Here is a 24,006-nt window from a genome sequence, read left to right on the forward strand (position 1 = left end):
GGGGGTGTGGTATTTGAATCGGCGTCGGGGGCCTCTGGTAAAACAAGCGTTTACGAAGCCTCCCGGGGGTAACCGCGTGAAATTCCGGCGACTGGCGGTAGGCCGGGAGCGGGTCGGCGGTGGTTGAGGGTCGCTTGCGATGAATGCACCAGAGGCTGGTAACGCGCAGGAGGGGGGCGTGGAGGCGTCCGGCCGGCACTACCACGCCTTTATCAGCTACAGCCATGCCGACGAAGTGGCCGCGGGCAACCTGCACCGTTGGCTGGAAGGCTATCGTATCCCCGCGCGTCTGGTGGGTACCCGCACCGAGCGCGGGACGGTCGGCTCGCGCATTTCCCCGATCTTTCGCGACCGGGCCGAACTGCCTGCGGCGAGCTGCCTTGATTCCGAGGTCGAGCGTGCGCTCGCGCACTCCGGGGCACTGCTCGTGCTGTGCTCGCCCGAGGCTGCCAGCTCGCGCTGGGTCAACGCCGAGATCGCGCTGTTTCGTCGGCTCCATCCCGACCGCCCGCTGATTGCGGCCTTGCTGCGCGGCGAGCCGGCCGAGAGTTTTCCCCCCGCGCTGGTCATGCCGGGGCCCGACGGCACCCCGCGCGAGCCGATCGCGGCCGATTTCCGGCGCGACAAGGACGGGCGGCACCTTGCGCGCCTCAAGATCGTGGCAGGCCTCACCGGCCTCGGGCTCGATCACATTATCCAGCGCGACGCGCAGCGTCAGATGCGACGCGTGATCGGGATCACGGCTTTGGCCATCTGTCTTGCTTTAGCAATGGCGTTGATGCTGGTGTTCGCGATCCGCGCACAACGCGAAGCGGACGAGCAACGCCGGCAGGCCGAGGGACTGATCGAATTCATGCTGACGGATCTGCGGGACAAGTTGAAGGGGGTTGGCCGCCTCGACGTTCTGCAGACGGTCAACGAGCGGGCACTGGGCTATTACGCGGAGCAATCCGACCTTGCCAACCTGCCCGCCGATTCGCTCGAGCGGCGCGCGCGCATCCTCCACGCCATGGGCGAGGACGATCACCGGCGCGGCGACGTGGCGGGTGCCCAGGCCAAGTTCGAGGAAGCTTCGCGCGTGACCGCCGCGCTCCTTGCCGCCGCACCCCAGGATCCCGAACGGATCTACGCGCAGGCGCAAAGCGAGTTCTGGCTCGGCTACGTGGTCTTCATGGGCTTCCATCCACGCGAAGCCCTGCCGCATTTCCGTGCCTATCGCGCGCTGGCCGGCAAGCTGGTCCGGATCGCGCCGAAGAATCCCGACTACCGCCACGAACTGGGTTATGCGCAGGGCAATCTATGCTCGGTCGGACTGGACGAGCGTGGCGACCCGGCCTTGCTGCCCGAATGCAAGGCCGCGCTCGAGACGATGCTCCAGGTCAGCCGCATGGAGCCGGGCAACCGCGCCATCGAGGCCGACCTTGCCAACCGCCATGCCTGGTACGGCGATGCCTTGCACAAGCAGGGTGACGACCGCGCGGCGCTCGTCGAACGCGAGAAGCAGCTTGCGATCGCGCAGGACTTGCGTGCCTTCGACCCTAAGAACGCGACCTACCGGGTCAGTTGGCTGCTTGCGCAGCATTCGACCTCGCTCTTGCGCTACGCGCTGGGGGACAGGGGCGAGGCGCAGCGCATGCGGGCCGAGGCCCGCGCCGAACTGGCAAGGCTCGTGGCATCGGACCCCGAAAACAACGATTGGAAACTTTGGCAGAAACGTCTGGCGGAACCGTGGCCGAAGGACATGGTGCACTAAAATGGAGAGTGTCCCCTGAAGGAGGGGACGAGAGATAGAGAGAACCTTCCAATGTCTACGATCAATTACACCCAGTTTGGGCTTTCGCCCCGTTTCGACCTTGGTCTCGATGAAGTGAACGCCTGTTCGGTCGTCTACGAAGTGTCGCTGAGCGTGGTGGACGGCCAGATCGTCCTGACCCATGTCGATGCCAAGACCGGCCAGGACTACATTGCGGTTACCGAGAACTGCTACATCACCGTCAAGCTGCTGGGCGACCAGCTCTACTTGTCCAAGGCCTACGACGCGATCACCACCAAGGAGGAGCTGTCCTCCTACTACGGCGGGCTGGTCTACGAGGACTACAACGAGAAACTCGACCGCTACAAGACCGTGCGTTTCCAGGCGCTGTTCAACGAGGGCGGCAAGTACGGCACGGTGCACCCCTTCAACATCAACGTCGATCTGCTGCAGAAGGCGGCCGATGGCACGGTGAGCTGGACGGGCCTGTCGATCGACCCGGACATCCAGAACCCGCCGCCGCGCTAAGTCTGAGCGCAGGACATGGAAGCTTGACCATGAACATCTCCGTCTTCGCCCGGATTCGACAGATCGCCCGCGCGGGCGACACGGTGCGGGCGTGGCAGATGTTCGAGAGCGCCGGACTCGGGGTCCAGGACAGCCCCGAGTCCCTTGCGCTCAAGGGGCGCCTGCTCAAGGATCGCGCCCTGCGACTCGAGGGAGAGGCCCGTATCGCGATGGCGCGTGCGGCCTCGGCCGCATATCGTGCCAGCGCGGGGTCCCGACGTGCGACCTACCCGCTGATCAACGCCGCCACGATCGCTTATCTGTGTGGCGACGTCGCGCAGGCGCGGGCGGATGCCCGGCACATTCTGGCCATTCTCGAAAGCGGGGATCACGAACCCGAAACCTCGTACTGGCTTCATGCGACACTTGCCGAGGCGCGCCTCCTTCTGGGCGACAAGGCAGGGTGTCGCGCCGCGCTGCTCGATGCGCTGGAGGTCGCTCCCGAAGCCTGGGAGGACCGGGCGGCGACGATCCGGCAATTGCGCGAGATATTGCTGGCGACGGGAGAGGGGCCGGAACTGCTCGAGGGGCTTTCGCCTCCACCCAGCCTCTACTTCAGCGGCATCATGGATCTGGGCGAGGCGCAAGAGATCGTTCTGCGCCAGGTCGAGGATCTGTTCATCCGGGAACGGCCCGGCGCGGCATTTGGCGCCCTGGCGGCCGGCACCGACATTCTCGTCGCAGAAATGGCCCTGGCGCACGAGGCCCAGTTGCACGTCGTGCTGCCGGGCACGCTCGAGCAGTTCCGCGCGGTTTCGGTCGAACCTTTCGGCTCGCACTGGGGCGCGCGTTTCGATCGGCTCATCGCCGAGGCGCACAGTGTTTTCGAGCTGCCCGGCCAGGCCGTGCTGAGCCAGGCCGGTATTGGCCAGGCGTGCGAGATCGCGATGGGGCTTGCACTGCGCCGGGCCGAACAACTGGCCAGCGAAGCGCTTGCGCTCCACGTCGGGCGCGAAGGCGACGGCGCCGCGCATGGCTATGAGAAATGGCGCGAGCGCGGGTTGCCGGTCTTCGAGATCCGCCGTGATTGGCCCGGTCGCGACGAGGGCAGGGCCCTCGCGTCGGGCCGGATGCAGGCGATCCTGGCGAGCCCGTCGAAGTTCGCGCTGGCACCGGATTGTCCCTGCGAAATCGGCGAACTCGACGAAGGGGTGTTCGTCGCCGTCTTCGAAGATGTACGGGCTGCCCTTGGTCACGCCCGGCGTACGCTGGCGCATGCGCCCAAGAGCCGGCTCGGCCTCGTCTGGATGGCCGCGACGCAGCCGGGGCCGAGCGCGCAAGCCGCCCAGCTTGCCGCCTGCCTGGCACAGGCGGCGGACGAGAGCGAGATATGCGCACCTTGGCCTGAACTGGCCGGCCTCGACCTGCTCGAGCCCGGGACACGCTTCGAAGTCGCGGGTGAGATGGTCACGCCCCTGGGAGACATCCCGATCGCCCGTTTCACGCCGATGGGCGTGGGGTGACACGCTGGCCGCGAGAGAACTCTGCGGATCAGTAGATAAGTTCGGCGATCATGCGCGGCGACTGGATGACCATCCGGGTCTCGTCGCGCGACACGATGCCGCGCCGGATCAACTCGTTGATCGCGCGTGATGCGGTCTCGCGCGTGGTGTTGGCGGCAAGGGCCAGGTTGGTGACCTTGGGCGGCGGGGCAATCACACTCGAGGAGTCCGCCAGCGCCATCAGTTCGGCATAGACGCGGCCCGCTGCGGTGTAGGTCGTGCGCATGACCATGCGGTCGAGCGCCCGATCGAGCTGGCGGGCGAGGAGCCGCGCCATTCCCGAGGCCAATTGCACATCGGCTTCGATCATTTCCGCAAGTCGGGGAGAGTCGGCGCCGAGCAGGACCGAGCGGTTCGCTGCGCTGATTTCGGCGCGTCCGATGCTTTCCTCGGGGTAGCTTCCCAGAAATTCGCCGGGGCCGTAGTGGGACAATTGCTGCAATTGCCCGTCGAGCCCGATCGTGTCGACGCGTATCGCCCCCTCGATCACGATCCAGCATTGCCGGCAGGGCATGCCCTGGCTGGCGAGGACCTGACGGCTGGCGACCTTGCGGGTTGAGAAGACGGGAAGCAGGAGGCGGGCCGAATCCGCGCCGCAGCGAAAAATCGCGCAGATGGCGTCGATCTTCTCGTCCTCCGTCACCACGTTCCGCCTTTGATCCGCCCGCATTTGTCAGGCTGCACCCTTGATGGAATGTGCGTGAAATATCCAGATAATTCAATTGTTGCTCATGTGGATGAGCAGAGCGTGATCTATGTCACGCGATCCGCGCAAGAATCGAGCTAAGATCTCGCTGCGACCCGAAGGTGGCTCTGTTAGAGCAACCTTTTTACCTGGCCCGGAAGTCTAATGGCTTTCGGGCCATTTTTTATGCGCATTTGGTATGGCGAGAAGGCGTGCGCGGGCGTGATGACGCGTGGCGATCGGGTGCTCTGCCCTTTGGCCATGAGGCTGATGTTCGAGGAGAGGGCGCGCGCGGCGGTACCGGTTTGCCCGCCTGCTGGTATCACGGGGCCCGCCAAGGACCCCACGCCGGCCTGCTTGGGCCGAATTGAGAGGGCGACGAAGGTCCCGGCCTCGGCCCCGCGCCGTGCCGCAATGGCAGGCGTGGGCCGAGGAGGCGATCAGTTGCGTCCGACCGAAACGTAGGTGAAGCCCGCCTTGCGGATGTCTTCGGGATTGTAGATGTTGCGCAGGTCCACCAGCACGGGGTTGTTGGCCAGTTCCTGCACACGCTTCAGGTCGAGCGCACGGAACGCATCCCATTCGGTCACGATGACGATCGCATCGGCACCGCTGATGGCGGCGTAGGGATCTGTCGTCATTTCGACGAAGGGCATGAGCGGGCGGGCCTGCTCCATGCCTTCGGGATCGTAGGCTGTGGTCGTTACGCCAGCGTCCTGGAGGGTCTGCGCGATCGCGATCGCGGGTGAATCGCGCATGTCGTCGGTGTTCGGCTTGAACGTCAGGCCGAGCAGGGCGACGCGCTTGCCGCGGGCGACGTCCATGCCGCCGAGCGCTTCGATGACCTTGCGGCCCATCGCGCGCTTGCGCAGGTCGTTGACCTTGACGACCGCCTCGACGATGCGAACCGGGCTCTCGTAGTCCTCGGAAGTCTTGAGGAGGGCCAGCGTGTCCTTGGGGAAGCACGAACCGCCATAGCCGGGGCCGGCGTGGAGGAATTTGGATCCGATGCGCTTGTCGAGCCCGATGCCGCGCGCGACGTCCTGGACATTGCCGCCCACTTTCTCGCACAAGTCCGCCATCTCGTTGATGAAAGTGATCTTCACCGCGAGGAAGGCGTTGGCCGCGTACTTGGTCAGCTCCGAGGAACGACGGCTGACGAACAGGAGCGGGGACTCGTTCAGGAACAGCGGACGATAGACCTCGCGCATGACGTCCCGCCCGAATTCGTCTTCGGCACCGATGATGATGCGGTCGGGGCGCTTGAAGTCGTTTATCGCGGCGCCTTCGCGCAGGAATTCGGGGTTGGAGACGACTGCAAAACGGTGCGCGGGATTACACGCGGCGATAATGCGCTCGACTTCGTCGCCCGTACCGACCGGGACGGTCGACTTAGTGACGATCACCGCGTCGTTCGCCAGGTTCTGGCCGACTTCCTGGGCGACGGCGTAGACATAGGTGAGATCGGCGTGACCGTCGCCGCGCCGCGAAGGCGTGCCCACGGCGATGAAGATCGCGTCGGCGCCGCGAATGCCTTCGGGCAGGTCGGTGGTGAAAGACAGACGGCCTTGTTCGACATTGCGCAGGACAAGGGCATCGAGGCCGGGCTCGTAGATCGGCATGATGCCCTGGTGCAGGCGATCGATCTTGCCCTGGTCCTTGTCGATACAGACCACGTCATGACCGAAATCCGCGAAACAGGCGCCGGACACAAGGCCGACATAGCCCGATCCAACCATTGCAATCTTCATTGTGCCCTCGTCATATGGGAATTGTCTCTCTCATAGAGCTCTGCCGATAAATGTCCACTTGCCGCCCTAGAGCTCGTGATAAGCGTGGTACCATGCGACGAACCGGGGGACACCCGGGTCGATTGACGTACTCGGCTGGTAGCTGGTGTCGCGGGTTAGGGCTGAGATGTCGGCATAGGTCGCGGGAATGCTGCCCGGCCGCATCGGCCGAAGTTGCACTGGGCCATGATGTCACATGCCTCTTCGAGCCCGCCGATGAGCTCCATGTGCCGTTGGGCACGGTTGTTGCCGATGTTGCAAAGGGCGTGCGGATTTGTGCTGCCGCCCGGCTTTGGAGCATTGTCGGGGGCTGGAGGGCGGTCGAGGCATACGCGTACTCCTGAAACATTGGCGTCGGCATAGGTAAAATCGCGAGGCATTTCGTCGTTGTTGTAAACGTCGTTGGGGCGCTTTGCGAACATGCGTTCGGTGTACTCCCATATGGCCATGTCCGGGCGTACCCAGGGGCGGTAGGCGGTGAAGAACCGCAGGCCCGTAGCGGGATGCGCAAGAAACGAGCGTACGCCTGGCTCACCAGATCGCCGGCGCGGTCTTCGACGTTGAAGGGCCGCTTCTCGTTGCCGCCATAGACTGCGCTCGAACTGGCTTGGACCATGTGTGCGAGGTTTCGCGATCGGGCAAGTTCGAGCGAGGCAACATGCCCCATCGGGTTCGAGGCCAGCTAGGCATGGGGATTCTCGAGCGAATTGCGAACACCAGCTTGAGTGCCAACGATCGTCGAGAGGCCATGGGTGGCAAGCCCCTTCTCGGGCGCTTCGGGCTTTGCAAAATCCAGCTGCTGGGAGCGGACGAGAGAGGCGTGGCGTGTTTCGAGGTGAGCAAGCCGTGCGCGCTTGAGAGCGACGCTGTCGCAATCGTTGAGGCAGTCGATTCCAGTGGCCGCCTGACCTTGCTGCACGAGGGCGTCGGCGACTGAGGCTCCAATGAAACCGGCCACCCCGGTAACGAGCACGGTTGATGGGGTGTCCCTGTCGGCGGTGGGGGGCTCAATCCCGCTGAGGTCCGCGCGCAATGCGGACGGCGAAGCGCGAAGTCTATTCGAAGGTGAAGTCGAACAAGGCGATGTCGCGCCTGTAATGCGATGCGACGGCGTCGATTGTTTCGGGGCGGTAGTAGCTGCGGTAGTCGGCATGGCTGCTGCTGTTGCCTTTGCCGAACCGCACTTCCTTGCCGATTGCCTCGGAAACCCAGGCCTCGGTCGCGTTCATTCGGCCAAGGTCGCCGACATGGTCGAGGGCAAGCTGGCCCTTGTCGTCGAGCACGTAGGCAGCCTGCTCCTCGAATACGCCGTCGATGGCGGTCCAATCCTGTGCGGGGAGCCACTCCAGGACGAAGCGGTCGAAATCGACGAAGTCGGGGCTCGTGTATTGTCCGGGCCGGTGCATGCCGACCTTGACGTTGCCCCCGCTACCCGATCCCGCTCGCGCGAAGCTCCAGGCCGATACGAGCCGGTCCCAGGGATTGCGGACAACCGTGAAGCGGGGCAGCGCCAGCACGCGCGCAGGGCATCCCGCAATGACGTCGGATATCGAAAAGTGACCGATAAAGCGGCCATAGAGCTGATCTGCGATGCTGGTGCCCGCGGCCTTGGGAACGTGAACGAAGACGATTCCGGCCTGCTCGAACACGGCCGAGCGCCGGCGCGCGCGAATCCGGCGCAGCGCCTTGTCACCAACCAAATCGAGCATTACGCCGCGTGAGAACTGCACAAATTTCTGATGCAAAGGAATGCTCCCACCTTGGAATGCGAAAAAGGCTCGCGTTCAGTGCGATGCAACTAGGTCGACTTCGCGCCGTGCGTCAATCATCTGGATCAGGCATAACAGAAAGCGGGCCGCGAAGTGCCAGAAATTTTGCACCTTTCGCCGAATATCGTTGCACTGCAGCAATAAACTTCTGGAGAGTGCTCCAGCCTTTCGATAAGGCGATGAATGCGATCCGCTCGCAATATGCGCGACGATAAAGGGGGGCGTGAAATGCCAGAGCAGGTAACTATCCCGATGCGCCAGCAGCCGCTCGCCAATCCCCCGAAGGTGCGTGAATTCTGGACCCTGCGCGCGGCGAGCGACGAGCTTCTGAACGTGGATCTGATGCGGTTTCTCGCCTCCGCCGGGATCGTGCTGTGCCATTCATGGGAGTTCATGCTCCCGCGTGACATGCGCACGCTCGGGCATGCACAGACAGCTGGACTTGCGCTTTTCGTCGACCTCTTCTTCGTGTTGTCCGGTTTCGTCATCGCATTCGTCTACAACGACCGCATCACCTCGTTGCCGGCTTACGGACGTTTTCTTCAGCGCCGCGTCGGCCGGCTCATCCCCCTGCACTGGGCGACGTTGCTGATCGCGACACTCTTCATCTTCGCGGTCACCTTCGTCGGGGTGAACATGAACCATCCGCCGAACACATCGGCGACGTGCCTCGCCAAGACGGCGTTCCTCTTGCACGCGATCTCGGAATGCGGGAACGGGCCTTCGCCCAATGGCGTCAGCTGGTCGATCAGCGCCGAAATGGCGATGTACCTGTTGTTTCCGCTCTTTGCGATGATCTTGCGCAAGGCGGGGCCCCTTGCGTTCCTCGTTCCGGCGGTGGTGCTGGCGATCTGCATTTCGCAGGGACCGGGCCTTGACGCCTGGGGGACCTACCTCGGTGTGCTGCGCGCCTTCCCGGGCTTCCTTCTGGGCATGGCGGTTTTCCGGTATCGCCACCATCTCGCGCGGCTTCCCGGTGCGCAGTATCTGGCCCTCGCCTGTTTTGGCGGGGTCGTGGCGGGTTCGTTCCTGCAATGGCACGAAGGTGTCGTGCTGATGTTGGCCTATGGTGGCGCGGTCTGCGCGATCGCCGCGGATGTCAGCGGGCGTGTGTCGCGGGTCACCCGCCGGTTTGCGCCCCTTGGACAACTTACGTATTCGCTTTACATGATACACGATCTGGTTGTCCTGATCGTGATCAGTGCCGCGGCGGACAAGTTCCTGAAGCTGTCGCAGCCCATGATGATTGTCGTATGCTTCGGGGCTTATGCAGGAATCCTGGTGGCCGCATTCCTGTCCTTCAAGCTGTTCGAGACGCCAGCGCGGCGCTGGATCGATGGCATCGGGCGGCCGCCCAGGAAGTGAGCCGGAGCGTGGGAGCGACGTTGGAGGAATGATTTTGCATTGTTCGCACATGGTGGCCGGTCAGACGAGCAAATGGGCTCGGGGCGGGCGCAGTTCGATCGTCGAAGGATCGCGTGAATGTATCTGACTGTCCTGTGGCTCAATGCCCTGCTAACCGTGGTCGTGCTCTTGTGGTACATTCGACGGCCGGCGGCGACCTTTTTTCACCCCGTCACCTATTATCTCTTCTTCCATTCCGTGATCTTCGTCCTGCGCGGGCTGGCCGCGTATTATTACGATTTTCATGCGATCTACGGGTTTTTCTCCTTTCAGCCGACGTTCGAAGAAAAGATGACGGTGCAACTCGGGACGATGTTGGGCCTGGTGGCCTTCTGCGTGCCGGCCACGCTTATCGGAAAGACGCCGATGCCGTTCCGTCAGGGCATCGTCCACAAGGCCCAGCGTGCATTCCTCATCAAACCGTTCCTGATCGCATCGGCGATCTGCATGCCGTTGATCCTCTATTCGACCTACAAGGCGTGGATCAGCAAGGCGACCGGCAGCGGAACCGCGGTTCTCGACGTGGCCACCGGCACGCTCATCAATACGACCAATACCGCCTACATCACTTCGGCCAATATCATGCTCGGGCCGATCGCGGTGATTTTTGCATGGTTGTTCCGCTTTCGCAGCTGGAGCTTCATTCCGATGGTCATGTTCGTGATCCTGCGCGGCGGCACGGGGGGGCGCTGGCCTTTCGTGATCGGTTGTGCATCGCTCATCCTGCTCTACCTGTACGAGCGGCAACGCTACCGGATCACGCCTGGAGCCGTCGCGGCCGGTGTCGCCATCCTGCTGGTGTTCAGCTTCATCGGTGCCGACCGCGGCGCAGGGCTGCGCAGTCTGGTCATGGACAACCAGACCAGTAGCCGCGTCGTCAAGCACCGCAGTGACGACCGCTCGCCGATCCAGGCTTCCCTCGAGGGCATGGACTTCGGCAACATGGAATTCTACGAATACATCGTCCATGTCGTGCCCAAGCGCACGGGAACGTTCGGCTACTTCCTCGACAATCTCCAGCTCCTGACCGAGCCCATCCCGCGCATGCTGTGGAAGGGCAAGCCGATCGGTGCGCCGATCCAGATGTTCAACCTGTTCGACTACGGGACGCCTTTCGGGCTGACCTACTCCTTGCCGGGCGAGGGCTGGATGCAGCTTGGCTGGCCCGGGGTGGTGATCTGGTGCGCCTTCATCGGTGCCCTTTGCGGATGGGTATACGAGCGCGTCGTGAATTCGCAGCATTCGAATTTCACCGTTGCCTCGTTCTGTGTCCTGACACCCCTGCTGCTGACCTTCTTCCGTGACGGCATCATCATTACCTTCGTGAAGACGGCGTTCTGGTTCGGCTTTCCACTCCTGCTCTGGTACGTCATCGCCAAGATCGACCGGGTTCCGGGCCTGGATCGGGTGCGCGCCATGATCGAGCGAGGGACCATCAAGCTGCGCGTCAGGCCCCGCAATGCGAGGCCATCCGCCACGGGAATGGTTTGAGCCCGCCGGCGGGACATGGGCTGGGCGCGGCGCACCGACAAGTCATGCCGCATAGTGAAGGATGAGGATGATGCGCATTGGTCTTCTGACCACCTGGGCCTCGCGGCTCAACGGAGGGGTATTCGAGGCGGTCGTGCAGCAGGCCGCAGCGATCCGCAGCATGGGCGCGACGCCGGTCGTGTTCGCTCTTGAAGACGAGTTCTCGGCGCAAGATTGCGCCCGTTTCGAAGGTGCCGAAGTCTACCTCGCGAAGGTGATCGGGCCACGCCAGATCGGTTTCGCCCCAAGCATGGTGCGGCAGCTGTTGGCGGCGGAACTGGATGTTCTTCATCTGCATGGCATCTGGACGTTCCCAAGCCGGGCCGGTGCGGTCTGGGCACGTCGGACCGGCCGCCCCTATCTGATCAGCCCGCACGGGATGCTCGACCCCTGGATTACCGCGCGTGGCAGGCTGAAGAAGCGCGTTGCGCGGATCGGTTACGAGGCGGGCAGCTGGAAGAGTGCTCGGCGTTTCCATGCCCTGACCGAACGCGAAGCGCAGGATATCGAGCGCGAAACCGGCCGGGGGCAAAGCGTTGTGATCCCCAACGCCGGACCCGTGGCCAGCGAAACCAGCCTCGTTGGCTGCGGCGCGCGTTTCCTCTATCTCGGGCGTATCCATCCCAAGAAGAACATAGATGCGCTGGTCGATGCCTGGGCCGCACTGGGGCGGCGCGCACCCGATGGGCCGAGGGAGCAGCTGAAGATCGCCGGATGGGGGGAAGAGGCGCACGTCGAGGCGCTCAAGGCGAAGCTGCAGGCACTTGGCGATCCTTCGGTGCAATTCGTGGGGCCGTTGTTTGGTGAAGCCAAGGCCCAGGCTTATGCGGAAGCGGACTATTTCGTGCTGCCCTCGCACAGCGAAGGCTTGCCCATGGTCGTGCTGGAGGCGTGGGCTTCCGGGACGCCCGTTCTCATGACGCGCGAATGCAACCTGCCCGAAGGCTTTGCCTCGGGGGCGGCGCTCGATTGCGGTTTCGAAGCCGGCGATATCGCGACATGTCTGGGCAAGGCCGCAGCCATGCCGATCGAAGCGCGCGAGCGAATGGCCGCCAGCGGGCTTGCACTCGCGCGTACGCGTTTTTCGGAGGAGGTCGTGGCGCGGCAGTGGGCCGAGGCCTACGGCGTTCCGGATCGTGCACCCATGGCTGCGGAAGCTGTCGCATGAGCACGCCTCTCGATGCCAGCCAGTCGAGTACTCTGGCCGGCGGCCCCAGCTTTTCGCTTGCCAATCGCATGGCCCGAGTCCTCTGGGGAGTGAGTTGGTTGCTGCTCGCGCGCTGGACTCCACCGCCCTGCCACCGCTGGAGGCGCTTCGTGCTGAAACGGTTCGGGGCCCGGATCGCGCCGGGTGCGCGGGTACATGCAAGTGTGCGGATCTGGTTACCGGCCAATCTCTCGATCGGGGAGGACAGCCTGATCGGACCAGGCGCGCACCTCTACAATCAGGGCCACATCGCGATCGGTTCGGGAACGGTAATCTCGCAAGGAGCCTATATCTGCGCCAGTTCGCACGATGTGCGCGACCCCAAGTTCCAGCTCGTCCTCAAGCCGGTGCGGATCGGCGATGGCTGCTGGGTGGCGGCCGATGCCTTTGTCGGGCCTGGCGTTCACATCGGTGATGGCGCCGTGCTGGCGGCAAGGGGCGCGCTGTTCTCGGATGCGCAGGCTGGCGGGATATACCGGGGCAATCCAGCCGCTTTCGTGCGTGCGCGAGAACTGCGCGAAGGCAGCTGATTTCCGCAAGCGGCAGGGCCCAGGCCTGTCGCCCGGTTCAGCCCAGGTTTCGTAACGCCATGCGTCCCAGGCGTGCCGCAAGGGGAATGACGATCTCGAGTAGCCATTTCGCCGCGAGGATGGCGATCGTGGCGGCGGTGGCATTGCGGCCAAGGCGGAGCCAGCTCGGCTTGCGGCCCATCGCAAAGGCGAGGGCCTCGAAGGCAAGGGCAAGCGCAAGGAAGATCAGGATCTGCCAGCGTGTCTCGAAATAGCGGAAGGTACATCGGCTGATCGTGCCGGCAAGGGCAAAGGCAAGTGCCAGCCAGTTCCTGGCAAGGAAGCGAAATGAGTGTTGCACCGTGATACTCAGCGTTCGACCGGTCGGGTTGCAGGCATCGGCGCGCGCGGCTGAACCGCTGCTGATGCGGGTGAAGGGGGAGCTTCCGGGCTAAGGAGACGCGTGCGACGCGCATCGCCCTGAGGGGCCGTTCAGGACGATGGGGCAGGGGGCCAGAGCCGGGGATGGTGCAACATGAGTGCCTGGGCCGCGATCAGTGTCTTGGCGTCGGTCAGTTCGCCCTGGAGGGCGAGTTGCCGCAGCTGCGCGAGATCCACTTCCACCACCGCGATATGCTCGCCTTCCTCGCGCAGGCCACCCCCGGCCGCGATCCGGTCATCCGCGCGATAGGGGGCCAGGTAGAGCTGGACACGCTCGGTCGAGACGGGGGGAATCGGCCAGATATTGGCGATCGGCTCGAGCACGCCAAGCCGCAGGCCTGCCTCTTCTAGGGCTTCCTTGCGCACGCATTCCTCGGGGGTGTCGCCGGAAAGGTTGCCCGCGATGCATTCGAGCAGAGGGGGCATGCCCGCATCGAGGACGCCGGCTCGCGCCTGCTGGACGAGCAGCACGCATCCGCGTTCCGCATCATAAGGAAGAACGGCCGCCGCCGATCCGTTGTCGAGCAGGTGACGTTCAACCGTTACACCATCGGGCATGCGCACGCCCAGGCGCTCGAGGCGGTACCAGCCCTCGTACACGAGATCGCGCGAGACGATTTCGGGGGCATTCTGGTCTCGAGCGCTGGTCATCGCCTACCGTTTTGCAACTGGCCTTGGAGAAGCATGAAGGGCCCTTGCCGCGGGCCCTTCCCAAAGATGCGCGTCAACCCTCGAGGCTGACCGGGACCGCCAGGCCGTGTTCCTTGAGCAGGGCGTGGCGACGCGCGGCCTTGTGATCCTCGACCACCATCTCGGCGCACATTTCCTGAGCGGTGATAAGCGGTTCCCAGCCGAGCAGTTCCTTGGCCTTGCTGGGATCGCCGAGCAGGGTATCCACTTCCGCGGGACGGAAATAGCGCGGATCGATGCGCATCACGACATCGCCAACGGCCAGTGCCGGGGCCATGTCGCCTTCGATGCCGGCGACCGTGGCAATTTCCTCGACGCCTTCGCCTGAGAACTCGAGCGTGATGCCCAGTTCCCGCGCAGTCCAGGTGATGAATTCGCGCACCGAGTACTGGACACCGGTGGCGATCACGAAGTCGCGCGCCTCTTCCTGTTGCAGCATCATCCACTGCATGCGCACGTAGTCCTTCGCATGGCCCCAGTCGCGCAAGGAATCGATGTTGCCCATGTACAGGCACGGCTCGAGGCCAAGCGCGATGTTGGCAAGCCCGCGGGTGATCTTGCGCGTGACGAAAGTTTCGCCGCGGCGTGGGGATTCGTGATTGAACAGGATCCCGTTGCACGCATACATCCCGTAGGCCTCGCGATAGTTGACCGCGATCCAGTAGGCGTAAAGCTTGGCCACCGCATAAGGTGAGCGGGGATGGAAGGGGGTGGTTTCCTTCTGCGGGATTTCCTGGACAAGGCCATAGAGCTCGGACGTCGAGGCCTGATAGAAGCGGGTTTTCTTCTCGAGGCCGAGGAAGCGGATCGCCTCGAGGAGGCGAAGGGTTCCGATCGCGTCGACGTCGGCGGTGTATTCGGGCGCCTCGAAGCTCACCGCGACATGCGACTGGGCTCCCAGGTTGTAAACCTCATCGGGTTCAATGTCGCGGATCAGGCGGGTCAGGTTCGAAGTGTCGGAAAGATCGCCATAATGCAGCTTGAGCTTTTGGCCATGTGCGTGCGGATCTTCATAGATGTGGTCGATACGGGACGTGTTGAAGAGCGAGGTGCGGCGCTTGATTCCGTGCACCTCGTAGCCTTTTTGCAGAAGAAATTCCGCAAGATAGGAGCCATCCTGTCCGGTGATGCCGGTGATCAGGGCGGTCTTTCGACTGGAACCCGACGTGCTGCCCATGTTTTCGCCCTTCTGTATATTTCGAGAATTCAGATCAATAGTCGCCCTCGGATTTTGCTGCAATGCAAAATAGGCAGTCGGTGCGAAATGAAGGGCAAACTCCGAGAAAAGAGCTTTCCAGTTCTGTCTAACGACGTCAGGTGTTTAAGGACCGATTGAAACAGCCCGGGCGAAGCGGCTTTGCCAGAGTGCCGCTCCAAATCGTAGCCGAGCGCGCGCGGAATATTGCTGCGCCCGCACCGCTTCGCTTGGCGGAGGCGGCTCACATGCAGCCGAACACTGCCGGGATCGGCAACTCCGCGGCGAACCGGCTCCCCTGGTACGGCCGGTTCGGTCGTTCGCTAGCCGCGAATTTCCTTTAGGCGGCGTTCCCAGGCGAGCGCATGCTCGACGATCGTGGGCAGATCATTGAATCGCGGCGTCCAGGGAAGGACTTCCTTGATCCGACTGTTGTCGGAGATGAGCATCGCGGGGTCGCCTGCGCGCCGTCCTTCGAGCCGCCGCTCGATCGCTCGATTGGTCACGCGATCGACGGCATCGAGCACTTCAAGGACGGAAAAGCCCTGTCCGTAACCGCAATTCAGGGTCAGCGAGCGTTCGGGCTGAGCGATGAGGGCCTCAAGGGCCAGGAGATGCGCATTGGCCAGGTCCGAGACGTGAATGTAGTCGCGGACTCCGGTGCCGTCGGGGGTATCGAAATCGGTTCCGAATACACCCACGTGGCTGCGCTCTCCCAGCGCGGCTTCGACCGCCACCTTTATGAGGTGCGTGGCGCCGGCGGTCGATTGTCCGGTGCGGGCCTGGGGATCGGCGCCCGCCACGTTGAAGTAGCGCAGGGCGCAATAATTGATCGGATGCGCCTTGCTGGTATCTTCCAGCATGCATTCCGTCATGAGCTTGGACATGCCGTAGGGATTGATCGGCGCCTTGCGCGCGTCTTCGCGTATGGGGGAGACTTCGGGAACCCCGTAAGTTGCTGCCGTCGAGCTGAAGATGAAGTGTGCGATGCCCGCATCGACCGCCGCGGCGATCAGGGCCTGGCTCTTGACGGTGTTATTGCGATAATACTTGAGCGGGTTCTCCACCGATTCCGGCACGATGATCGAGCCCGCGAAGTGCATGATCGCCCGGATCTTTCGCTCCTCGAAAATCCGGTTGAGCAACGCGACGTCGGCGATGTCACCTTCGTAGAGCGGGACGCTCTCGGGCAGGGCAAAGCGAAAGCCCGTGCTCAGATCGTCGATCACGCTGACGTCCCAGCCATTGTCGTGCAGCGCCAGGACGGCATGGCTGCCGATGAAGCCAGCGCCGCCGGTCACGAGAACGGGAATCTTTTCAGTCATTCAAATCCTCCTGATCGGACACGGCGCGCATTTCTTGGCATGGTCCGAGGGACAAGCCCCAGGCTTCGTCAGGCCATCACCGTGAGACCTGCCTCGTCATGACATCACGTGTGGGTTCAGTTCCGGCCCAGCACGACAAAGGCGTTGAAGATCGGCGCCGCCCGCAGGACGTCCTGCCACAAGCTCTTGGCGCCTGAGGATCCCACGACGATCGTATCGCCATTCATCAGGCGCGGATCGGGGGCCTTGCCGCCTCGGATTTCCTTCAGATTGAAGCGCGCGGCAAGGCGTTGATCACCCTGGTTGCGGAACACCACGATTTCGTCGAGCTTGGCGACGTTGGTGGTGCTTTCCGCCCGGGCGATGGCCGAAAGCAGGGTGGCGTTGCGGTCGATTTCATAGACACCCGGCTTCTCGACTTCGCCTTCAACCGAGACCAGCTGCTGGGCGGCTTCCTGGACGCTCACGGTTACCTGCGGGTTTACGAGATAGTTGCGCGCCAACCCCTTGGCGAGAACTCCGCGCAGTTCGTCCGGAGTCATTCCCTCCGCCTTGACCTGTCCCAGGAACGGGTACTGGATAAAGCCGGCGTCGTCGACGCGGACCTTGTCGAGCGTGAGATCGGGTTCGCCGAAGACTTGGATGCCCAGCACGTCGGTGGCGCGAATGGTGTAGGCCGTGGGCGGCGGAAGATTGACCGGGAAGGACCGGTAGGATTCCTGGCCTTGCGGAAGGGTTGGGTCAATGGAAGTCGAAGTGCACCCCGCTAGCGTGACGCTTGTCATGAAAATCAGAAAGACATCGTTATTGCGCATGCAAGGCACTCTCTCTCGCGATGTTGGCGTGGGGCCAATTCAAGTAGATGGGTCTTGCCTCTTAGACCAGGGACAGAGGAAAGGAAAACCAGGAGAATCGCGCTGGAACTATTTTTATGATGCGTTGCAGCACGGCTGCGGCGGTGCGAGCCGGCGGCTGGTCCGGAGAGTGCGGTGTCACAACCGAGGCGGGCACTCCACCGAGCCCGCATCCGCCTTCAAGGCCTTGAGGCGCGAGGATGTCGATGGGTGTGAGGGATCCCGGAAAAAGCGCAGCCAGTCACGATGGTTGAAATTGGAGAGATATTCCATTCCGTCCTCGAGGCTGTAGCCTGCACAGCGCGCGATGCGTCCGCCCAGGATATCCGCGCGGCGCTCCATGTTCCTGCGGTCGCCGAGCCCGGTTGCCTTGCGGTCGTGGTTGAGAATGTGGGCCAGTTCATGAGCGGCCACCAGCGCGATCTGGTCGTCGCTCGTGGCGTGGTCGATTACGCTGGCGCCAATTGCCACGTTTACGCCGTCGGTGAAGGCATTTTCGCCTTCGCCGAACTTGATGAGGAAGCGTACCGCGCAACTGTGTCTGGGCGTTATCTCGAACCGAAGCGGGCGATCGTTACGAGTGACCGAAAGAGTGAAGGGCTGGCCGGCCGGTTCGGCGAGCAGGGCCTGCTCGAGAGCATCGCCCAGCAGGTCGGGATCCTTCAGGTTTTCGCGGAATTGGGCAAGTGTTCGGCCGTTGATGGCGACGATCGCATCGCCTGCCTTCAGGCCACTTGAATCGGCCGGACTCCCCGGCACGGTCCCGATGACCTGCGGGTCGGAGCGCAGGCCAGTGACACGGGCGACAAGGGCCCGGTCTTCCTCGGGGTAGGCGTTGATGTAATCAAGGACCAGGCCGCTTGCCGCTTCCTGAGGTGCGCAACTCGTCTTGGCTGCGTCGGTGAGGTGATAGCCGATAGTTGTCAATCGAATCATCTGGTTCTGCAGAGCTGCGGGCCATTGTTCGTCGGTAGCAGCGTATGCCCGGCTTGATACGAATAGCATCAAAAATAGGACGAGCCGTTTGCGCATGGCTAAGTGCCTAACCTTTCGAATTGATTTTTATTGTGCGGCGCACTATATAAAAGGGCTCGTAATGTCCATCTGTGGGCCGTTTCGAAAAAAGGAGCTTTTATGAAGCTACACTCTGTAATGATGGCTGCTGCTGCAGCTGCGGTTGCGGCTGTGCCCGCCGTGGCTCAGGCGGGAACGGTTGCGGGAGCTTCGGTTCCTCAGTCGACCGCGTCCCTCGCTGGTGTAACCAGCCGCAAGTCGACCACCGTCGAGAAGAAGCAGAATCTGAACGCCGGTACGGGTCTGTTGATCGCCGCTGCTGGCGGTTTTGCGGTCTGGGGCCTTGTCGAACTCATCGACGACGACAACGGTTCGAACGGCGGCTGAGCCCTCCGTTCTGTATACCTAAAGATTGGGTGCCTGGAGAGACCTGGGCACCCTTTTTTTTGCCGATTCCGTTCGGTTTTAGTAGGGGTGTTTCGGTCCATAAGGCTAGGGAATTGAATGCATTCTGTACGGCACGAAAATGCGTCCGGGCGTCGTAGGCGAAAGTTTGGTAACAACACGATGGAGCAGGCTGCGGGTCTTCTGCTCATCGGCGTGGCTGTCGTGTGTGGCGGTGGCGGTTCGCAGCAGGGGGCTGCCAACCTGATCGTGGAGCTTGCCGCGCTGTGCTATCTTGCACTGTTCCCGGGGCGAGTTGCGAACTTCTTCAGGGACGGGCCCCGCTTTCTGGTTATTCTGACTGGCGCGACCCTTCTTCTTCCGCTTGTTCAGTTGGTCCCTTTGCCGGCGGCGGTCTCGGCAGGTCTGCCGGGGCATGATCTGGTCTATAGCTCGCTCGGACTCGTTGGGCGGGAGGCGGCGTGGTGGCCGATCAGCGTGGTGCCGCAGCGCACGTTCATGGGCTGGCTAGCGCTCCTCGTGCCTTTCGCGACGCTTGTCGCTTTCCATGACGTCGACCGCAAGGGGGCGCTCCGCGCCTTGCAGCTTCTCTGTCTTCTCGGGGTGTTCGTCGCGGTTCTGGGCGGCCTGCAAATCGCCAGCAACAACATGCTTGCCATGCCCTATGGCGAGGCGCGCGGGGGCATGGGTCTGTTCGGTACTTTCGCGAACCACAATTCCTCGGGCCTCTTCTTCGATCTCGTGCTGGTGGCAGCTGCCATCCTGTTCGCCACCCGGCCGATGGGCCTTGCGCTGCGGATCGCGGGAGCGGCGGCGATGCTCATCGGCGTTCTGGTCGTCGCCTTGACGCAGTCGCGCTCAAGCATGGGTCTGCTGCTGCTTCCGGCGGCCTATCTGGGCTGGAGCTTCGTCCGGATGGGCGGGGCGGGTAAGGTCGATCGCCGCGTTCTGTGGGCGGGAGCCGCCATTTGCGCGTTGTCCGGAGCTGTTGTTGTCGCGCTCTTGCTTGGCAATGCCCGGATCGCGGCCAGTCTCGGGCGATTTGATGAATTGCAGGATATTCGCTTGCTCATATGGGGCGATTCCTGGGGGCTCATGCAGCGATTCCTGCCGTTCGGCGCGGGTATCGGGAGTTTCGCCGACCTTTTCCAGATCCATGAGTCTCTCGAGTATCTCGGCCCGCTTCGCGCCGGGCGTGCCCATAACGATTATCTCGAAATCGTGATCGAAGCCGGCGCGGCCGGGTGCTTGCTGGTGCTGGCCTGGTTTGTCTGGGGCCTGCGCGAGGCGTTTGCTGCGCTGCGCAAGCCGAGCGATCTCGCGACGGCCGGGTATGTGACGATGCTCGTGGCTCTGGCCATTCAATCCTTCGTAGACTATCCCTTGCGCAATCTGTCGCTTTTTTGCGTCGCAGCATTGGCTGTGAGCTTGCTGGTCGCGCGAAATGGCGACAAGAGGGAGGGGAATTCGCAATGAACGCACGCGCTTGTCTCTGGCTTGCAAGGTTCGAGTGATCGCGTGGAATGATTCTGCTCAATTGAGAATGCCTTGGCTTCACCAAGCATCGCGATTGGAACGAACTGGCGGGAACGCAATGTTCCTAGTGCAATAATGTTGATGCAGAATCGCTGCAGGAAGATGTGATGAACAGACAGGGTAAGGATCTAGACTGGATGACTTCTTCCGGTGATGTTGAAGTTGACGTCGAATACGGCGGCGAAAGCTCCTTCATGGGTATCAGCGTCCAGGGCATTATCGATGCCGTTCGTCGCAATTGGCTGATCATCCTGATCATCTTGGGCGTGGCACTTGCCGGGGGGGTCGTGGCCACGTTGCTCATGAGCCCCAAGTACATCAGTGAGGCCCAGGTCTTGATCGAGGACGAAGCCGATCAGATCGTGGAAGGCAGCGAATTGCGCTCGAACAGCGACAGTGGACCGGACACCGGCCGCTTCTTGCAGACCCAGATCGATATCATTACCAGCCGTTCGCTTGCGAAGCGCACCGTGCAGAACGCGAATTTCGCGGGCGATGCCCGTTTTTTCGACGCCTTCCACGAGAAGATGCCGGAAATCGGTGATTCGGGCGTTTCGAACGAGAAAGATCTCCAGCAGGCGCGCCTGAACCTCGCGACCGATCTGGTAATGGGTAGTCTGCGGGTCGACCTTCCGCAGAACAGCCGCGTGGTGCAGGTCCAGTCCGAAACGGGAAGCCCCGTCTATTCGGCCAGGGTCGCGAACGAGACGGCGAACACGTTCATCCAGAACAACCTCAATCGCAAGTTCGACAGTTCTTCCTACGCGCGCCAGTTCCTGTCCGATCAACTTGAGGAAGCGCGCGCCAACGTTGCGCAATCAGAGCACGACCTCAATGGGTACTCGCGCACCGCCGGCCTTATCCGGGTCGAGGGGCAATCCTCGGATGGTTCCGACGGTTCCATCTCGATCACGAGTAACGCTCTCGTGCAGGCGAACAACGATCTCGGTGTCGCGGCTTCCAATCGTATCGCCGCGCAGGACAACTGGGAAACGATCGCCAAGGAGCCGGTACTCTCCGTTCCCCAGGTGATCTCCAACGGCGCGGTTCAGAATCTGATGCAGCAGAAGGCCGAGTTGCAGGCCAAGCTTGCCGACGAACGCACCCGGCACTTGTCCGATTATCCGTCGGTCAATTCGCTGCGCAGCCAAATCGCGGAACTCGACAAGCGGATCCAGAGCTTGGGCAACTCGATCAAGCGGACGGTCTACCTCGAATACCAGGCGGCGAAGGAGAAGGAGGACTCGCTCAAGGCGCGGGTCTCCGAGCTTCAGGGCGATGCGCTTTCCGAACAGGACCGTCGAGTGCAGTACAATCTGCTCCAGCGCGTGGCGGACACGAACAAGGCGCAGTACAACGCCCTTCTGGAACGTTACAACCAGCTCAGCGCTTCAGCCGGGGCAACGTCGAACAACATCAGCCTGGTCGACAGCGCCGAGCCTGCCGCCATCCCGAGTTCGCCCAAGTTGATCTACAACATGGTGGTCTCTTTGTTCCTCGGGCTCGTCGTCGCCGGCCTGGTGGTCTATCTGCGTGAACTCTTTGACGATGCCATCAAGGTGCCCTCGGATGTCGAAGCCAAGCTGGGCTTGCCGATGCTGGGTCTCATTCCGCGTCATCCTGATGAGGAGCGCGGAGAGATCATCAGCGCGCCGCCGCGCATGATTGCAGAGGCGTATCACACGCTTTCCACCAATCTTTCTTACGCCACGGCGCAAGGCGTTCCCCGGACGATAGCGGTCACGAGCACATCGGAGTCGGAGGGCAAGACCACGACGTCCCACTTGCTTGCGCGCGATATTGCGCGCCTGGGCAAGTCGGTGCTGCTGGTCGATCTCGACTTGCGCCGGCCTCGCCTGCACCAGCTTGAGGGGGCGAGCGCTAAGCCTGGCGTCACCGATCTTCTGATCGGCAAGATCGGCCTCGAAGACGCGCTCTTTCCCTCGGACCAGCCGAACCTGACGGTCATGACGGCGCTTCCCATTCCGCCCGACCCGACTGTATTGCTCGGCAGCGAGCGCATGGGCGCTCTCATCGAGGACCTTAAGGGCCGCTTCGATACCGTGATCTTCGACTGCCCGCCGATGCTGGGCCTGGCTGACACGATTTCGATTGCCCCCCATGTGGAAGGCGTCCTGTTCGTCGTCGATGCCAGTTCCTTCCATCGCGGAGCCGTGAAGTCCGCCTTGCGCCGCCTTCGTCTCGTCAAGGGGCGGGTGCTTGGCGTGGTGCTGTGCAAGTACGACCCTGCGGGCGGCGGCAAGGAAGCGCAGTATTACGGCTACAACTACTATTCCTACGGAGAGAGCGCGGGCGGCTGAGCCATGGTGGGATCGAACTCGGTGAGCGCCCCGTGGACGGTCTTGTGGAGGCTGGCGATGCTGCTGCTCGCCAGCCTCACGGTGTTCGTGCAACTCGATCGCCAGACCCTGATTGATCCCGGTCTTACCCGGTTCGTTCCTGAGCCGTTTCGTTACGATGCCCTGTTGATGCAAGTCGCGCACGACGAGCAGGGGCAGGACCTGCAAGCGCAGACCCGCAGCCTGCTGTCGAAGCGACCGGTCATCTCCGAGGCCGTTTCGGCCTTTGCGGTCGCAAGGATCCAGGCGGGTGACCTTCAGGCTGGAGTCGATGCCTTGACGGTGGCGGCATCCCGGGGTTGGCGAGATCCAACCGTTCAGGTGGCGATGGCCAATTTCGCCCTGGAAGCAAACGAGGATGGCATCGCGGCCGATCGTTTGTCGGCCTTGTGGAAAACGCAGACGACCGGTCCACAGGCCTATGCCTTGACCAAGGTTCTCCTCGACCGCCCCGATGGCCGGAAATTGCTGACCAGCCGCCTGACGAGCGGCAAATACGGGATGGACGACTTCGCGCTGTGGGGCGCCAGGATCCTGCCGCCGCAAGCGATCGTGCAGACGTTCCGGATCGCCCGCGCCAAGGGGTACGCGTTCGATTGCGCGGACTTGGCGGAGACCGCTCGCAATTTCGCATTGCTGGGAGAACTCGCGCGCGGGGAGGCGGTCTGGTCAGGTGCATGTGCTCAGCCGGGCACGCCAAAGAAGACTTCGGACGCCTTCGTGTTTGATCAGGGCGCGGGACCACTCGACTGGAGCTACCCGGGGCAAGGGGGCCTGACCCGAGAGTTCCAGACGGATGGTTCGGGACCTATCCTGCATTACCGCAATCAGGACGCGATCAAGAGGTTGCTCGCGCAACGCCTTGTCGCGCTCGCGCCAGGTTCGCATGCCGTGCGCCTCGATATGGGGGATGCTCAAGGTCTCAGGCCGCGCAAGTTGCTGGTGCGGATGATTTGCCTGGTGCCCGGCAAGGGTGCGTCCAGCGTCCAGGAGATTGATCCGGCCTTGGGGCAGGACACCTTTGACATTCCTGCAAAGGGGTGTCCGGCGCAGCGAATCGATGTTCTTGTCGGCTCCGGAGAGGGCGACGTCCGGGCGATCCGTTTTTCCTGACTGGGGGGCGGCGCTAATGCACCAGCTGCGTTCGGCTGATTATGCGCAGACACGAACGAGCCACGCCTAGGGTGCAACGGCGCCCGGGCCGAAATCGGCCAGGGTGGTCGCGGAAAATTGGTGCAGTGGCCGCACGTTGGCAAGGCGCCCACTGCGACCTGCGAGGCGGGGGCTGCCCGGTCACGCAGGGGCGCTGGGCAACCGGTTTCGTTGTTGATTGGTGGCTGGCGCAAGACAGACTTCGCTGCCGGCAATGATGCCGTTTCATCGCGTCGAAGGAGCGATGGCTGCCGGTGCCCATTGTAGACGCGAGCAAGGGACCTCTGCTCGCCTGTCGTGCGCGCCGTTTCGCCGCGA

20 protein-coding genes and 1 pseudogene are annotated in these 24,006 nt (G+C 62.8%); 11 read left to right on the forward strand and 10 right to left on the reverse strand.

Features of this window, described 5'->3' with window-relative positions; translation table 11 throughout:
* Positions 1-178: 178 nt before the first annotated feature.
* The 3 genes from HT136_RS08105 to HT136_RS08115 are packed head-to-tail and all read left to right on the forward strand — an operon-like array spanning position 179 to position 3,783.
* Entirely contained in the window at positions 179-1,753 is a 1,575-nt protein-coding gene (locus HT136_RS08105; protein WP_343222137.1) for a toll/interleukin-1 receptor domain-containing protein, read from the forward strand.
* 51 nt (positions 1,754-1,804) lie between these two features.
* The gene (locus HT136_RS08110) at positions 1,805-2,281 is read left to right on the forward strand and encodes a nucleotide synthetase (RefSeq protein ID WP_214199108.1); all 477 of its coding nucleotides are present in this window, start codon (positions 1,805-1,807) and stop codon (positions 2,279-2,281) included.
* Between the two features lie 29 nt (positions 2,282-2,310).
* Complete coding sequence (locus HT136_RS08115; RefSeq protein ID WP_214199109.1) at positions 2,311-3,783, forward strand: TRAFs-binding domain-containing protein; 1,473 nt, start codon at positions 2,311-2,313, stop codon at positions 3,781-3,783.
* Between the two features lie 28 nt (positions 3,784-3,811).
* Here HT136_RS08115 and HT136_RS08120 read toward each other — a convergent pair whose 3' ends face one another.
* The 4 genes and pseudogenes from HT136_RS08120 to HT136_RS08135 all read right to left on the reverse strand — a co-directional run bounded on the left by HT136_RS08120 (position 3,812) and on the right by HT136_RS08135 (position 8,006).
* Positions 3,812-4,465: a Crp/Fnr family transcriptional regulator gene (locus HT136_RS08120; RefSeq protein ID WP_213503655.1), complete on the reverse strand. Its 654-nt coding sequence runs from the start codon at positions 4,463-4,465 to the stop codon at positions 3,812-3,814.
* Positions 4,466-4,947: 482 nt separating this feature from the next.
* Positions 4,948-6,258, reverse strand: a complete 1,311-nt coding sequence (locus HT136_RS08125) for a UDP-glucose dehydrogenase family protein (RefSeq protein ID WP_214199111.1) — start codon at positions 6,256-6,258, stop codon at positions 4,948-4,950.
* Positions 6,259-6,324: 66 nt separating this feature from the next.
* Positions 6,325-7,309 (reverse strand): annotated as a pseudogene (locus tag HT136_RS08130) (GDP-mannose 4,6-dehydratase).
* Positions 7,310-7,352: 43 nt separating this feature from the next.
* Positions 7,353-8,006, reverse strand: coding sequence for a sulfotransferase family protein (locus tag HT136_RS08135; RefSeq protein ID WP_214199113.1), 654 nt, complete (start codon positions 8,004-8,006; stop codon positions 7,353-7,355).
* 288 nt (positions 8,007-8,294) lie between these two features.
* Here HT136_RS08135 and HT136_RS08140 point away from each other — a divergent pair, with 288 nt between their 5' ends.
* The 4 genes from HT136_RS08140 to HT136_RS08155 all read left to right on the forward strand — a co-directional run bounded on the left by HT136_RS08140 (position 8,295) and on the right by HT136_RS08155 (position 12,737).
* On the forward strand, positions 8,295-9,431 hold the full coding sequence (locus HT136_RS08140; protein ID WP_214199115.1) for an acyltransferase family protein: 1,137 nt from the start codon (positions 8,295-8,297) through the stop codon (positions 9,429-9,431).
* Between the two features lie 117 nt (positions 9,432-9,548).
* Positions 9,549-10,961, forward strand: a complete 1,413-nt coding sequence (locus HT136_RS08145; RefSeq protein ID WP_214199116.1) for an O-antigen polymerase — start codon at positions 9,549-9,551, stop codon at positions 10,959-10,961.
* A gap of 67 nt (positions 10,962-11,028) precedes the next feature.
* Positions 11,029-12,168 (forward strand): glycosyltransferase, encoded by a 1,140-nt coding sequence (locus HT136_RS08150; RefSeq protein ID WP_214199118.1) that lies wholly within the window; start codon positions 11,029-11,031, stop codon positions 12,166-12,168.
* A complete protein-coding gene (locus HT136_RS08155) occupies positions 12,165-12,737 on the forward strand; it encodes a DapH/DapD/GlmU-related protein (RefSeq protein WP_214199120.1) in 573 nt (190 codons plus the stop codon). The genes HT136_RS08150 and HT136_RS08155 overlap by 4 nt, the downstream gene beginning before the upstream one ends.
* A gap of 37 nt (positions 12,738-12,774) precedes the next feature.
* Here the strand turns inward: HT136_RS08155 and HT136_RS08160 are convergent, their stop codons facing one another.
* The 6 genes from HT136_RS08160 to HT136_RS08185 form a co-directional block, all read right to left on the reverse strand.
* Positions 12,775-13,077, reverse strand: coding sequence for a hypothetical protein (locus tag HT136_RS08160; RefSeq protein WP_214199122.1), 303 nt, complete (start codon positions 13,075-13,077; stop codon positions 12,775-12,777).
* 131 nt (positions 13,078-13,208) lie between these two features.
* Entirely contained in the window at positions 13,209-13,808 is a 600-nt protein-coding gene (locus HT136_RS08165; protein WP_214199124.1) for an NUDIX domain-containing protein, read from the reverse strand.
* A gap of 73 nt (positions 13,809-13,881) precedes the next feature.
* Positions 13,882-15,024: a GDP-mannose 4,6-dehydratase gene (gene gmd / locus HT136_RS08170; protein ID WP_214199126.1), complete on the reverse strand. Its 1,143-nt coding sequence runs from the start codon at positions 15,022-15,024 to the stop codon at positions 13,882-13,884.
* A gap of 341 nt (positions 15,025-15,365) precedes the next feature.
* Positions 15,366-16,367 (reverse strand): UDP-glucose 4-epimerase GalE, encoded by a 1,002-nt coding sequence (gene galE / locus HT136_RS08175; RefSeq protein WP_214199128.1) that lies wholly within the window; start codon positions 16,365-16,367, stop codon positions 15,366-15,368.
* 116 nt (positions 16,368-16,483) lie between these two features.
* Positions 16,484-17,182: a polysaccharide biosynthesis/export family protein gene (locus HT136_RS08180; protein ID WP_214199129.1), complete on the reverse strand. Its 699-nt coding sequence runs from the start codon at positions 17,180-17,182 to the stop codon at positions 16,484-16,486.
* 177 nt (positions 17,183-17,359) lie between these two features.
* Positions 17,360-18,253: a M48 family metallopeptidase gene (locus HT136_RS08185; protein ID WP_214199131.1), complete on the reverse strand. Its 894-nt coding sequence runs from the start codon at positions 18,251-18,253 to the stop codon at positions 17,360-17,362.
* Positions 18,254-18,355: 102 nt separating this feature from the next.
* On the opposite strand from HT136_RS08185, the gene HT136_RS08190 reads away from it, so the two are divergent.
* From HT136_RS08190 to HT136_RS08205, 4 genes are all read left to right on the forward strand, one after another.
* On the forward strand, positions 18,356-18,622 hold the full coding sequence (locus HT136_RS08190) for a hypothetical protein (RefSeq protein WP_214199133.1): 267 nt from the start codon (positions 18,356-18,358) through the stop codon (positions 18,620-18,622).
* A 180-nt stretch (positions 18,623-18,802) separates the two neighbouring features.
* A complete protein-coding gene (locus HT136_RS08195; protein WP_214199134.1) occupies positions 18,803-20,116 on the forward strand; it encodes an O-antigen ligase family protein in 1,314 nt (437 codons plus the stop codon).
* Between the two features lie 197 nt (positions 20,117-20,313).
* Positions 20,314-22,497, forward strand: a complete 2,184-nt coding sequence (locus tag HT136_RS08200; RefSeq protein WP_214199136.1) for a GumC family protein — start codon at positions 20,314-20,316, stop codon at positions 22,495-22,497.
* A gap of 57 nt (positions 22,498-22,554) precedes the next feature.
* On the forward strand, positions 22,555-23,649 hold the full coding sequence (locus HT136_RS08205; protein ID WP_214199138.1) for a hypothetical protein: 1,095 nt from the start codon (positions 22,555-22,557) through the stop codon (positions 23,647-23,649).
* Positions 23,650-24,006 lie beyond the last annotated feature (357 nt).

The organism is Novosphingobium profundi (assembly GCF_018491765.1).
GTDB classification, from domain to species: Bacteria; Pseudomonadota; Alphaproteobacteria; order Sphingomonadales; family Sphingomonadaceae; genus Novosphingobium; species Novosphingobium profundi.